This window comes from Yeosuana marina (genome assembly GCF_011762485.1).
Taxonomy (GTDB): Bacteria; Bacteroidota; Bacteroidia; order Flavobacteriales; family Flavobacteriaceae; genus Yeosuana; species Yeosuana marina.
Genome location: NZ_JAAKGI010000008.1, coordinates 154,820 through 168,936, shown reverse-complemented (window position 1 = coordinate 168,936; position 14,117 = coordinate 154,820). Strand labels below are relative to the sequence as shown.

The following is a 14,117-nucleotide window of genomic DNA, read 5'->3' as shown; positions in this document are numbered from 1 at the left end:
ATGATGAAACATAATTGTTATATAATCCGTTTTTGTATTCGATATTAGTTTTGAAATATATTTTAGAGGGTTCTTATGTTATTTATATTTTACCTGAATCAACATAAAAATCTCTATCAACTTTTAGTACGGTCTTGTTAGAATCTAAAGATATTGTTTTCCATTCAGACGTTGGGTATAACCATTGCTCTTTGTCATTAATAGTTACTTGTACAGGCATATCAAAGTTGTCTACAATATGAGTCCAATGATATTTTAGTTGTTTGTTTTCAATTTTATATTCTAGGGTGGGGACTTTGGTGGTTCTTAAATATTCATTGAAAAATGCAGTTAAGTCAATGCCACTTTGTTCACTTAAATAGTTTTCTATTTGCTCGGTGGTAACGGTTTGATGATAAAACGTTTTGTTTAAACCACGTAATATTTCTCTCCATTTTTCATCGTCTTCAATAAGCTGTCTTAAGGTATGCAACATATTGGCTCCTTTGTAATACATGTCACCAGAACCTTCGTTATTAACATTGTATTGTCCAATAATAGGCCGATCATTTTGAATATTTTTTCTCGTGCCTATTACATAATCTGCCGAGGCTTCTTTACCATAATAATAGTCTATAAATAAGTTTTCAGAATAAGCGGTAAAGCTTTCATGGATCCACATATCGGCAATATCTTTATACGTAATATTATTAGCAAACCATTCGTGACCAGATTCATGAACAATAATAAAATCAGATTTTAAGCCCCAACCTGTTCCTGATAAATCACGTCCTAAATAGCCTTTCATATATTTATTTCCATACGTAACAGAGCTTTGGTGTTCCATGCCCAAATAAGGCACTTCGACTAGCTTATAACCGTCTTTGTAAAACGGATAAGGCCCAAACCAATATTCAAAAGCTTTCATCATTTTTGGAGCGTCTTTAAAATGTTCTTTAGCTTTTTCCAGATTATCTTTTAATACGTAATAATCCATATCTAAGGTACCATTTTCTCCATCATAAACTTCTGAGAAATGAGCATAATCGGCAATATTAACATTAACACCATAATTATTTATAGGATTATCTACAAACCAACTGAAAGTTTTTGTATCGCCATATTGTTCTACACTTCGTAATCTCCCATTAGAGACATCCATTAAACCTTTAGGCGTGTTTACGCTAATTAACATACTATCTACTTCATCATACATATGGTCTTTACAAGGCCACCATACACTGGCTCCTAAACCTTGACAAGACGTTGCTACAAAATCTTTTCCGTTATCATCTTTTTTCCATGAGAAACCACCATCCCACGGAGCTCTCACAGCTTCTTTTGGGTTACCTTCATAAAAAACTTCAAGTGTTTGAATACTTCCAATACTTTGATTACTCTTAAGTTTAATAAAATGTGCATTTCCGTCATCTATAACCTGAAGTTCTTCACCATCTTGAATCACTTTAGTTATTTTTAAAGGTGGCTGTAGATCAATTTGTAAATCTTTTTGAGAATCAATTACTTTATATTGAATGGTATTGCTTCCCGAAATAAATTTTTTATCTGGTTCAACTTTAATATTTAAATGATAATAAGTTAAATCCCACCAGGCGCGTTGGGGTGTTATGCTTCCTCGCAATGTATCTTGATGGGTGAAATTATTTCTATCAGTTAATAAACCTTGAGCAAAAAGAGTTGTGTTTCCGATTAATACAAAGCTGACGACTGTTATAATTTTTTTAAGCATATAATAAATTTTAGTTTCTTATAATTTTATTGGGAAATACAACAGGGCTTTCAAATCTATTTTTTCCAACCGAAGCTATACCAAAGAAATAATTATCAATAACAATACCAGTGAGTGTGAATTCTGAAACATCTCCAACATAACGACTATTGTCCCAAGTTGGTGATGTTGTGTCTCTCCAATAAATTTTATAGCCTACGGCACCATCAACTTTATCCCATTTAAGTTTTACTGAAGGTTCTACAATTCCACCAATAGCAACATTTTGAGGAGCTGGAGGGGCCCAAGCGATACTTGCTAGGTTAATAGCATTAACGGCTGTTAGTTTTTTTGCATAATCAAAGTTCACATAATCAATAACATCACCATATTTAATACCATTTTCTTCTCGAATATTCTGATGTTGACGATTATAGTTTTCATGAGCTTCCATAATTCTTATACCTGCAAAGCCTAAATCGTTAAATGGGCGATGATGACCGCCACGACCAAAACGATCCAATCTATATATCATCATAGGATTCATTTCGGGCATATAGGCTTTGGTAGTTTTAAAAACGTAACGTGCTAATTGGCGTGATATTCCATCAACTTCACCACCATAAAAACGACGCATTTGGCGTTCACGTTCTGTTTCGGTTGGAGGAACAGGTTCGGAAAAAATTCTAAAAGTTCTGTTATCAATAACACCGTCAACACCTGCAATATTTCCAATCATGTCATTATTAAAAATGCCAATGATATCCCAATTATGTTCTTTAGCATATTTAGCTAGACCAGCACCTCCAAAAAGACCTTGTTCTTCTCCAGAAAGTCCTGTATATATGATGCTGTTTTCAAAGGAATATTTGCTTAACACCCTTGCAGCTTCTATTGTTCCAGCCATTCCCGAAGCATTATCATTGGCTCCTGGCGCATCTGTTGTAAAATCCATAGTGTCACTGGCACGAGAATCAATATCACCACTCATAATTATATATCGGTTTGGATATTTTGTGCCTTTTTGAATAGCCACCACATTAACTACCCAGGCGTCATGAGGAACACGAGAATTACCTTCTTTAGTAACAAAATCTTTTTGATAAAAAATATCTAAACAATTGTCGCAGTCTTTGGAAATTGATTCAAATTCTGACTTTATCCAGCGTCTAGCAGCACCTATGCCATGGGTGTTTGAAATGGTATCACTAAACGTATTCCTAGTTCCAAAATCAACTAAGGTTTGTACGCTATTTTCAATTCTTTGTGGAGATATACTATCTATTATCTTGTATAGTTCTAAATGGGTTTGTGAGACTATAATTTGAAAGAAAAAGAATAAAAAAACAGACAATGATTTTTGCATATTATTTTTTTACTAAAATAATAAAAAAACGCCTCGAATATCAATTTGAAGCGTTTTTACATTTGAATTAGTCACTAGTTATTAAAAGCAATATTTATTTTCTGTTTTTACTTTTTCAGCAATTTCTTTACGTAAATCTACAATATCTGGATAGTTTACATATTTTACAAAGCGTTTAAGCCCCATAAGAAGCATACGTTGTTCATCTCCTTCAGCAAATGAGATGATACTTTCTTTTCCATTTTTTTCAACAATTGAAACAGCATTATACAAATATAATTTAGACATAGCTATTTGCACTTTCTGAGCTTCCTCACCAAAACGTTTTACATTTTTTTCAGTTCTTAAAATAGTAGATTCAGCCATATAAATTTCAATAAGAATATCTGAAGCGGCTAACAATAGTTGTTGATGATCTTCTAAATCTGGTCCAAATTTTTGAACGGCGGCACCAGCTACCATTAAAAACACCTTTTTAAGTTTAGCTATCATGTCCTTTTCTTCAGAAAACAACTCCGAATAATCTGGAGTTTCAAATGAAGGAATACCCATAAGTTCTTCTTGAACTTTTGTTGCAGGACCTAATAAATCTACATGGCCTTTCATAGCTTTTTTAACCAACATACCTACACATAGCATACGATTAATCTCATTAGTTCCTTCATAAATTCTAGCAATACGAGCATCTCTCCAAGCGGCTTCCATTGGAGTGTCTTCAGAGAACCCCATACCTCCAAAAATCTGGATGCCTTCGTCCGCACAGTTTTGAACATCTTCTGAAACAGCTACTTTTAGAATAGAACATTCAATGGCATACTCCTCAACACCTTTAAGTTCAGCTTCCTGATGTGTGTTTCCTGCTGCTATTCTAAGCGCTATTCTATCTTCAATATTTTTTGCAGCTCTGTAACAAGCAGATTCACCAGCATAAGCACTAGTTGCCATTTGAGCTAGTTTAACTTTTATAGCCCCAAAGTCAGCAATCGCAGTTTTAAATTGTTTTCTCTCTGTAGCATATTGAACGGCTGTAGTTGTGATACGTCTTTGAGAATCCAAACAAGCAGCTGCTAATTTAATACGACCAACATTAAGGGCATTCATGGCAATTTTAAATCCGTTGCCTCTTTCAGAAAGCATATTTTCTATAGGAACAACTGTGTCTGTAAAGAACACTTGACGGGTTGATGAGGAACGAATACCTAATTTATGTTCCTCTTCACCTAAGGTGATACCATTTGGGTTTTCTTTATCGTATTCAATAATAAAACCAGTAATATTTTTATCATCTTCTATACGTGCGAAAACAATCATTAAGCGACAAAACCCTGCGTTTGAAATCCACATTTTTTGTCCGTTAATTTTATAAGATTTTCCATCTTCGGATAGGGTAGCGGTTGTTTTTCCTGAATTGGCATCACTACCTGCACCAGGCTCTGTTAAACAATATGAGCCAAACCATTCGCCAGTAGCTAATTTTGGAACATATTTTTGTTTTTGTTCTTCAGTTCCGTAGAGCGTGATAGGTAAAGTTCCTATACCTGTATGAGCCCCGAAAGCGGTACTAAAAGAACCGGTTCCACTTGAAATATAATCACAAACTAACATGGTAGAAACAAATCCCATGTCCAATCCACCATAAGCTTCAGGAACGGCAACGCCTAAGAAACCTAATTCTCCAGCCTTTTTCATGCATTCTTCAGTGAGCGCATAATCTTTAGCTTCAAAACGAGGTTTATTTGGAATAATTTCTCGGTCGTTAAATTCCATCACGGCATCCTTCATCATTTTTTGTTCTTCCGAAAAATCTTCAGGTGTGAATACATTGTCACAATTGGTTTCTTTTACAAGAAATTGACCACCTCTTAATAATTCTTTTTCTTTAGTTTCCATAGTTTGTCTATTTTTTAATTTAAAAACTCAAATATGCCACAAGCACCTTGTCCGGTTCCAACACACATAGTGACAGCGCCATATTTGTTTTTCATGTTTTGTTTACGCATTTCATCAAATAATTGCACTGATAATTTTGCTCCAGTACATCCAAGTGGATGCCCCAAAGCTATGGCGCCTCCGTTTACATTCACAATATCAGCATTCAATCCTAATTCTCTAATTACCGCAAGTGATTGTGACGCGAAAGCTTCATTTAATTCTATTAGTGATAAATTAGATTGTTTTAATCCAGCTAGTTTAAGAGCTTTTGGAATTGCCTTAACTGGACCAATTCCCATAATTCTGGGCTCTACACCAGCTGCTGCATAATTTACTAATCGAGCAATAGGCTCCAGATTTAATTCTTTAACCATATCTTCACTCATAACCATTACAAAGGCAGCACCATCACTCATTTGCGATGAGTTTCCGGCAGTTACACTTCCATTAGCGGCAAAAACTGGACGTAATTTAGACAAAGCGTCTATACTGGTTCCGGCACGCGGCCCTTCGTCTTTAGTAACTGTATATTTTTTGGTCGCTTTTTTACCATGTTCATCAATGTATGTTTGTTCTACATCAATAGGTACAATTTGATCTTGAAAACGATTTTCAGCTTGTGCTTTTAAAGCTTTCATATGTGAATTATATGCAAACTCATCTTGGTCTTCGCGTGATACTTTAAATTGGTTAGCAACTGCTTCGGCCGTATTTCCCATACCCCAATAATAATCTTCATGACCAGATTTTACAGTGTTGTAATTTAATTCTGGTTTAAAACCTGTCATAGGAACAGAACTCATACTTTCTACACCACCTGCAATAATGCAATCGGCCATACCAGCTTGAATTTTAGCTGTTGCAATAGCGATGGTTTCAACACCAGAAGAACAAAAACGGTTAACCGTAACGCCAGGAACATCAACACTGTTTAATCCTATTAAAGAAATAAAACGTGCCATATTAAGCCCTTGAGCACCTTCTGGCATGGCGTTCCCAACGATGACATCATCAATACGCGTGACATCCAAATTTGGTAATTCTTTCATCATGTATTGGATGGTTTCAGCACCCAATTCATCAGCGCGTTTAAATCTAAAAAGTCCTTTCGGAGCTTTGCCAACGGCTGTTCTATATGCTTTTACTATATATGCTTGTTTCATAAATTTTATGCTTTTGGTTATTAGCTTTTTGCTTCTAGCTTCTCTGATTGTTTATTAAAATGAACCATTAGCTAAAGGCTAAAGGCAAATAGCTTAGTAATTTTAATTACGTAAAGGTTTTCCTGTCTTTAACATATGTTGAATACGTTCTAAAGTTTTACGCTCTGTACATAAACTTAAAAAAGCTTCACGCTCTAGATCTAATAAGTATTGCTCATTAACTAAAGTTGGTTCCGATAAATCTCCACCAGCCATAACATAGGCCAACTTATTTGCAATTTTTTGGTCATGTTCGCTGATGTATTTACTAGCTTCCATAGAGTCTGTTCCTACTAAAAACATACCTAAGGCTTGTTTACCAAGTACTTTTACATCGGTACGTTTTACAGGTTGTGTATACCCTTGTTCGGCCATTAATTTTGCATAGGCCTTTGCTGTGGCTATTTGCCTGTCTTTATTAACCACAACGACATCTTTTCCTTTTTGAAGAATACCATAATCAAAGGCTTCATAGGCAGATGTTGCTACTTTAGCCATACCAATAGTCAAGAAGTATTCCTGAAGCACATTTAATTCAACGTCATTTTTCTTAAAAGTATCAGACGCTCTCAACGCCATTTCTTTAGAGCCACCACCACCTGGAATGACGCCAACTCCAAATTCAACTAAACCAATATAGGTTTCAGCAGCAGCCACTACTTTGTCGGCATGCATTGATAATTCGCAGCCACCACCAAGAGCCATTCCGTGAGGCGCTGATATGGTTGGAATTGATGAATAACGCATACGCATCATGGTATCTTGGAAGTATTTAATAGCCATGTTGAGCTCGTCATATTCTTGCTCAGCGGCCATCATAAAAATCATACCAATATTAGCACCCACCGAAAAATTAGCGGCTTGATTACCAATAACTAAGCCGGCAAAATCTTTTTCAGCTAAGTCGATAGCTTTGTTTAATCCTGCAAGAACATCACCCCCAATGGTATTCATTTTCGATTGGAATTCGCAGTTTAAAATACCATCACCTAAATCTTCAATAACAACACCCGAATTTTTAAAGACTTCATTCGATTTTCTAATATTATCTAAAATGATAAACGCATCTTGTCCCGGAACTTTTTCTTGTGATTTCTTCGGAATATCATAAAAATAAGTAGCACCTTCTTTAACAGTGTAGAATGAAGTGTTTCCTGATGCAATCATGTCATTTACCCAAGCAGCTGGTTTTTTGTCTTCAGCTTTCATGAGTTCAATCCCTTTTTCAACGCCAATAGCATCCCAAATTTGGAAAGGTCCGTGTTCCCAGCCAAATCCGGCTTTCATAGCATCATCTATTTTATATAACTCATCCGAAATTTCTGGAATTCTGTTCGAAACATATTCGAACATAGCCGTAAAATTCTTTCTGTAGAAATCACCAGCTTTATCTTTTCCACCAACTAAAATTTTAAAACGGTCTATAACTTTATCAACTGTTTTAGTAAGTTCTAGTGTCGCAAACTTTGCCGATTTTTTATCTCTATATTCTAAGGTGTTTAAATCTAAAGCTTTAATATCTTTACCTTCTTTTTTGTAAAAACCTTGTCCTGTTTTACTTCCTAACCATTTGTTTTCCATCATGGTATTGATGAAGTCGGGTAACTTGAATAATTCGTGAGCTTCGTCATCAGGGCAATTATCATAAATACCATTTGCCACATGTACTAAGGTATCAAGACCAACAACATCTACGGTTCTGAAGGTTGCCGATTTTGGACGACCAATAACCGGTCCTGTTAATTTATCAACTTCTTCAACCGTTAAACCTAATTCTTTTACTTGATGGAATAAACTTTGAATTCCGAAGATACCAATTCTATTCCCTATAAAAGCAGGTGTGTCTTTGGCAATCACTGATGTTTTTCCTAGGAATTGTTCGCCATATCCGTTTAGAAATTCTAATACTGAAGCATCTGTTTTTGGACCAGGAATTATTTCAAACAGTTTTAAATAACGAGCTGGATTGAAAAAATGCGTTCCGCAGAAATGCTTTTGAAAATCTTCACTGCGTCCTTCACTCATAAAATGAATAGGGATTCCAGAGGTATTCGATGTGATTAATGTTCCTTGAGTTCTATGTTTTTCAAGTTTTTCAAACACTTGTTTTTTAATGTCAAGACGTTCCACAACCACTTCCATAATCCAATCGACATCTTTCACCTTAGCAATGTCATCTTCTAAATTACCAGTCGTAATTCTACTTTTAAAACTTTGATGATAAATAGGAGATGGTTTTGATTTTAAAGATGCAGCTAACGAATCATTTACAATTCGGTTTCTAACAACCTTGTCATCCAAGGTTAATTTTTTAGCTTTTTCAGCGTCATTGAGTTCTCTGGGAACTATGTCTAGTAGTAACACATCTACACCAATATTGGCAAAATGACATGCAATACCACTTCCCATAATTCCAGAACCAATAACCGCAATTTTTTTAATTCTACGTTTACTCATGGTTAATAACTAGCTTATTTTGTTTGTTTGTAAATTTTTTTATTTGTAATCATTTCATTGATTAATTCAGCTACTTCATAGAAATGATTCAGTTTTTCTTCGGAAATATTATTTCTAATAGCCTCATTAAAACCAAGAACTTTTTCTTTCGAATAGGCTCTTTTTTCGCGACCAAAATCTGTTAAATAAATAAGAACGCTTCTTCCATCATTGGGATTTGCTTTTCGCTCAATTAAACCCCGTTGTTCCATTGTTTTCAATATTCTTGACAAACTAGTGGCTTCCATTCCCATTTTGGGGCCTAATGCTGTTGATGGTGTTCCTTTTTCTTGATCAATGCTTAACAAAGTAAGCCCAGTAGCCATTGTACTGTCAAATTTTAGGGCCTCTTCGTTATACATTTTTGACACTGCTAACCATGTGGTTCTCAGTACGTAATCAATTGTTTTGTCTTTCATGGTTGGCAATTTCAAAATCAAATATACAAAAATTTATTATGCATGCATAATAAATTTATTTTTTAGCACTTTTTAACACAAAAAGAAAACGTCTCATTAAGAGACGCTTTTATTTGGTATGTTAATAGTTAGGTTTAAGACCTATATATTTTTTCTATTAAGTCTTTATATTTTTCCTTAATAACTTTTCGTTTCATTTTCATAGTAGGTGTTAAATGACCAGAATCTATCGACCAAAAATCTGCTGTTAATTCAAACTTTTTTACCTGTTCCCAATTACCAAACTTCTTATTCGTTTTATCTATTTCTTTTTGAATACGATCTTTAATAATTTGAGAAGATATCATTGATTCATTATCAAGTTTTATATTCTTTCGTTTTCTTTCTATCCAATGTTTTAAAAATTCAAAATCAGGTTGTATTAATGCTGCTGGCATTTTTTCGCCTTCACCAATTACCATGACTTGTTCGATAAAATGCGATTGTTTTAATTCATTTTCAATAAGAGCAGGTGCTACATATTTACCGCCAGAAGTCTTAAACATTTCTTTTTTTCTATCTGTAATTTTTAAAAATCCGTCAGGGCTTATTTCACCAATATCTCCTGTGTGGAAGTAGTCCCCTGTCATAACTTCTGCAGTTTTTTCTGGGTCTTTGTAATAGCCAAGCATCACATTAGGGCCTTTTACTAAAATTTCTCCGTCTTCAGCTATTTTAACCTCAACATTATCAATTATTTTACCAACAGTTCCTATTCTAAATCCGCGATGTCTCATATCATTAACAGCTATTACAGGAGATGTTTCTGTTAATCCATAACCTTCCATAATTGGCATTTTGGCGGCAGCAAACGTACGCGTTAATCTAGGTTGTAACGCAGCGCTTCCAGAGACCATTAAATCTAAATTACCGCCAAGACCTTCTTTCCATTTACTGAAAATTAATTTTCTAGCCAGTTTTAATTGAAGTCCATACCATATGCCATTTTTTCCATAAGGTTCATATTTTAAACCTAAATCTATCGCCCAGAAAAATAAAGCTCTTTTTATACCACTTAAGTCTGCACCTTTCTCAACAATTTTATCGTAAACTTTTTCATAAAGTCTGGGTACAGCAGTCATTACATTAGGCTTCACTTCTTTTAAATTATCACTCATTTTGTCAATAGATTCAGCAAAATATATTTCAACACCACAATATTGATACAGGTACAAAATCATACGCTCAAAAACATGACAAATAGGTAGAAAGCTTAATGCTTTTGATTTACCATATTCAAAAGGCACACGTTTTTCGCTATCTAATACATTCGATATTAAATTATTATGAGATAACATAACCCCTTTTGGTTTTCCGGTGGTTCCAGAGGTATAAATTATGGTAGCTAAATCATGAGGTTTAACAGTTTTTTTTCGGGCATCAACTTCAGGTTGATTACTCGTATCCTTACCTAATTCTAAAACATCTTTCCAATTTTTTTCTCCAGGAATATCATCAAATGTGTAAATATCTTTAAGTTTTGTTTTAGACTTTATAGAATTTATTTTTTTTAATACTTCTGCATCAGAAACAAAACAATAAATAGATTCAGAATGATTTAAAATATATTCGTAATCTTCTTTAGAAATAGTTGGATAAATAGGAGTGTTTTGTGCACCAATTTGTAAAACACCAATATCTAAGATGCTCCATTCTGTTCTGTTCGTGCTTGAAATAACAGCAATTTTATCATTTGGTTTAACGCCTAATCGAAGTAAACCTCTGCTTATTGCATTAGCTTCATTAATATAGTCTTGAGATGAAGTTGATATCCATTCGCCATTATATTTAGTTGTTAATGACTTATCTAAATTGAATTTTTTAAGCTGATATTGAGGAATATCAAAAATTCTGGTAATCTCACTCATGATGTTTATAGTAGTTTAGTGTCTCGCAAAATAGCAAATAAAATAGGATTTCCAAGTGCAAGGTATAAAAAAGCTTTATATGTAAATACTAAGGTTTTGTTATAAATCACTTAAGTTTATTATGATATCGGTGAATAAAAAGTTTTTTTTTATGATTAATGTCATTAAATAGATGATTTGTACTTTCTAATTTTGTTGCCATCAAAATATAAAAATTAAAATAAGAATTATATGGAAACCTTAGAATCGGTGAAAACTAGAGTTTACAAGTTCGGTAATAAATCTGCCGATGGTAATAGTAAAATGAAAAATCTCTTAGGAGGTAAAGGGGCAAATTTAGCAGAAATGAGTTTAATTGGAATACCGGTTCCACCTGGTTTTACCATAACTACAGAAGTTTGTACAGAATACAATCAACTTGGTCAAGAAGCTGTTGTTTCAATGATTAAGAAAGAAGTAGAAGATTCTATTTTAAATATTGAAACCATTATGGGATCTCAATTTGGAAACAAAGAAAACCCATTATTAGTTTCGGTGCGTTCTGGAGCTCGAGTATCGATGCCAGGAATGATGGATACTGTATTAAACTTAGGTTTGAATGATGAAGTTGTTATTGGATTAGCTGAAAAATCTGGAAACGAACGTTTTGCATGGGATTCATATAGACGTTTTATTCAAATGTACGGTGATGTTGTTTTAGGTATGAAACCAGAATCAAAAGAAGATATCGATCCTTTTGAAGAAATTATGGAAGCCTTAAAGCATAAGCGCGAAATTGAATTAGATACAGAGTTTAGCATTCAGGATTTAAAAGATCTTGTTTACGATTTTAAAGAAGCTGTAAAAAAACGTACAGGTCATGATTTTCCAACTAACCCATGGGATCAATTATGGGGTGCTGTTATAGCCGTTTTTAACAGTTGGAATGGAGACAGAGCTATTTATTATAGAAAAATGAATGGCTATCCAGAAGATTGGGGAACTGCTGTAAATGTTCAAGCTATGGTTTATGGTAACATGGGAGATAATTCTGGTACAGGTGTTTGTTTTACTCGTGATGCTGGTACAGGAGAAAACGTTTTTAATGGAGAATATTTAATAAATGCACAAGGTGAAGATGTGGTAGCTGGAGTAAGAACACCACAACAAATTACCAAATTAGGATCTGAGAGATGGGCCGCATTAGCGAAAGTAGAAGAAGAAGATCGTGCTAAAAATTATCCTTCTTTAGAAGAATTGATGCCTACTATTTACAACGAACTAAATGAGTATCAAGAAAAACTAGAATTACATTACCGAGATATGCAAGATATGGAGTTTACCATGCAAGATGGAAAACTTTGGATTCTTCAAACCCGTAACGGTAAACGTACAGGATCTGCTATGGTGAAAATAGCCATGGAAATGCTTAAAGAAGGCTTAATCGATGAAAAAGAAACTTTATTGAGAATTGAGCCTAATAAGTTAGACGAATTATTACACCCTGTTTTTGATAAAAAAGCTTTGAAAAAAGCACATGTTATTGCACAAGGATTACCAGCGTCTCCGGGTGCCGCTACAGGTAAAATAGTATTCTTCGCAGACGAAGCTAATAAATACAAGCACAGTATTTTAGTAAGAATTGAAACGTCTCCAGAAGATTTAGAGGGAATGAATATTGCAAAAGGAATCTTAACTGCACGTGGAGGTATGACATCGCATGCAGCCGTAGTTGCTCGAGGTATGGGTAAATGTTGTGTTTCTGGAGCAGGAGCTTTAAAAATTGATTATAAAAGAAGAACATTAACGGTTGATGGTCACGAATATCATGAAGGAGACTGGATTTCGTTAAACGGTTCTACAGGAAATATTATTGAAGGAAAAGTAGCGACTAGTGAGCCAGAATTAAGTGGCGAATTTGCCGAAATAATGGAGTTATCTGATAAATATGCAACGATGCAAGTTAGAACGAATGCAGATACTCCTAAAGATGCACTTGTAGCTGTTAAATTTGGAGCACAAGGTATTGGATTAACTAGAACAGAACATATGTTCTTTGAAGTTGATCGTATTAAAGCCATGCGTGAAATGATTTTAGCCGATACTATTAAAGGTAGAAAAGAAGCCTTAAAAGAATTGTTGCCAATGCAACGATCCGATTTTGAAGGTATTTTTGAAGCTATGGCTGGTCTTCCAGTAACGGTACGATTATTAGATCCACCTTTACATGAGTTTGTGCCTCATCAGTTAGAAACGCAAAGAAAATTAGCTGAAGATATGCATGTTTCATTAGAATATGTTAAATCTAAGGTGGCTGAATTAGAGGAGTTTAACCCAATGTTAGGGCATAGAGGATGTCGATTAGGAATTACCTATCCAGAAATCACCGAAATGCAAGCAAGAGCTATTATTGAAGCTGCTTTAAATCTAAAAGAAAGAGGTATTGAAGCCAAACCAGAAATTATGATACCACTAATTGGCACTGTTGCTGAGTTTGAAAGTCAAGAAGCTGTTATTAGAGCAACTGCTAGTAAAGTATTTGAAGAAAGAAATGATACCATTGATTATTTGGTTGGAACCATGATTGAAATTCCTAGAGCAGCACTAACAGCAGATTTAATTGCTAATAAAGCCGAGTTCTTCTCTTTCGGAACGAACGATTTAACTCAAATGACCTTTGGTTATTCAAGAGACGATGCTGGTAAGTTCTTACCAATATATATAGAAAAAGGAATTTTAAAAGTAGATCCATTCGAAGTGCTTGATCAAGAAGGTGTAGGTCAATTAGTGAAAATGGGAACTGAAAAAGGTAGAAGCTCAAAACCAAATTTAAAAGTTGGTATTTGTGGTGAACACGGTGGAGAACCTAGTTCTGTAGAATTCTGCTATAATTCAGGAATGAACTACGTAAGTTGTTCACCTTTTAGAGTGCCAATTGCTCGTATTGCGTCAGCGCAAGCAGCAATTAAAAAATCCATGTAATTATTTGTTTTAAGTTTGAAAGGACCGGAGTAAGATGTATATCTTGCTTCGGTTTTTTTTTTACTTAAATAGTAAATAGATTAAGCACGACAATCTATTTCTACTTAATATTTAATAATCGAATTT

At 34.4% G+C, this 14,117-nt stretch carries 8 protein-coding genes; 1 reads left to right on the top strand and 7 read right to left on the bottom strand.

Annotated features, from left to right (window positions below; genetic code table 11):
- Positions 1–82: 82 nt before the first annotated feature.
- The 7 genes from G5V56_RS11025 to G5V56_RS10995 all read right to left on the bottom strand — a co-directional run bounded on the left by G5V56_RS11025 (position 83) and on the right by G5V56_RS10995 (position 11,030).
- On the bottom strand, positions 83–1,729 hold the full coding sequence (locus tag G5V56_RS11025) for a M1 family metallopeptidase (RefSeq protein ID WP_166964906.1): 1,647 nt from the start codon (positions 1,727–1,729) through the stop codon (positions 83–85).
- Between the two features lie 10 nt (positions 1,730–1,739).
- Complete coding sequence (locus G5V56_RS11020; RefSeq protein ID WP_166964904.1) at positions 1,740–3,074, bottom strand: M28 family peptidase; 1,335 nt, start codon at positions 3,072–3,074, stop codon at positions 1,740–1,742.
- Between the two features lie 81 nt (positions 3,075–3,155).
- A complete protein-coding gene (locus G5V56_RS11015; protein ID WP_166964902.1) occupies positions 3,156–4,964 on the bottom strand; it encodes an acyl-CoA dehydrogenase family protein in 1,809 nt (602 codons plus the stop codon).
- A 14-nt stretch (positions 4,965–4,978) separates the two neighbouring features.
- Positions 4,979–6,169 carry an acetyl-CoA C-acyltransferase gene (locus G5V56_RS11010; protein WP_166964900.1) on the bottom strand — a complete coding sequence of 397 codons (1,191 nt, stop codon included), beginning with the start codon at positions 6,167–6,169 and terminating at the stop codon, positions 4,979–4,981.
- A gap of 102 nt (positions 6,170–6,271) precedes the next feature.
- Positions 6,272–8,665, bottom strand: a complete 2,394-nt coding sequence (locus G5V56_RS11005; RefSeq protein ID WP_166964898.1) for a 3-hydroxyacyl-CoA dehydrogenase/enoyl-CoA hydratase family protein — start codon at positions 8,663–8,665, stop codon at positions 6,272–6,274.
- 14 nt (positions 8,666–8,679) lie between these two features.
- On the bottom strand, positions 8,680–9,123 hold the full coding sequence (locus G5V56_RS11000; protein ID WP_166964896.1) for a MarR family winged helix-turn-helix transcriptional regulator: 444 nt from the start codon (positions 9,121–9,123) through the stop codon (positions 8,680–8,682).
- A gap of 134 nt (positions 9,124–9,257) precedes the next feature.
- Entirely contained in the window at positions 9,258–11,030 is a 1,773-nt protein-coding gene (locus G5V56_RS10995; RefSeq protein WP_166964894.1) for an AMP-dependent synthetase/ligase, read from the bottom strand.
- A gap of 231 nt (positions 11,031–11,261) precedes the next feature.
- Here G5V56_RS10995 and ppdK point away from each other — a divergent pair, with 231 nt between their 5' ends.
- Positions 11,262–13,991 carry a pyruvate, phosphate dikinase gene (gene ppdK, locus G5V56_RS10990; RefSeq protein ID WP_166964892.1) on the top strand — a complete coding sequence of 910 codons (2,730 nt, stop codon included), beginning with the start codon at positions 11,262–11,264 and terminating at the stop codon, positions 13,989–13,991.
- The last annotated feature ends 126 nt before the right edge of the window (positions 13,992–14,117 follow it).

Coding starts and splice junctions, on each gene's coding strand:
- G5V56_RS11025 (WP_166964906.1), bottom strand. CDS start 1,729: ATGCTTAAAAAAATTATAACAGTCGTCAGCTTTGTATTAATCGGAAAC.
- G5V56_RS11020 (WP_166964904.1), bottom strand. CDS start 3,074: ATGCAAAAATCATTGTCTGTTTTTTTATTCTTTTTCTTTCAAATTATA.
- G5V56_RS11015 (WP_166964902.1), bottom strand. CDS start 4,964: ATGGAAACTAAAGAAAAAGAATTATTAAGAGGTGGTCAATTTCTTGTA.
- G5V56_RS11010 (WP_166964900.1), bottom strand. CDS start 6,169: ATGAAACAAGCATATATAGTAAAAGCATATAGAACAGCCGTTGGCAAA.
- G5V56_RS11005 (WP_166964898.1), bottom strand. CDS start 8,665: ATGAGTAAACGTAGAATTAAAAAAATTGCGGTTATTGGTTCTGGAATT.
- G5V56_RS11000 (WP_166964896.1), bottom strand. CDS start 9,123: ATGAAAGACAAAACAATTGATTACGTACTGAGAACCACATGGTTAGCA.
- G5V56_RS10995 (WP_166964894.1), bottom strand. CDS start 11,030: ATGAGTGAGATTACCAGAATTTTTGATATTCCTCAATATCAGCTTAAA.
- ppdK (WP_166964892.1), top strand. CDS start 11,262: ATGGAAACCTTAGAATCGGTGAAAACTAGAGTTTACAAGTTCGGTAAT.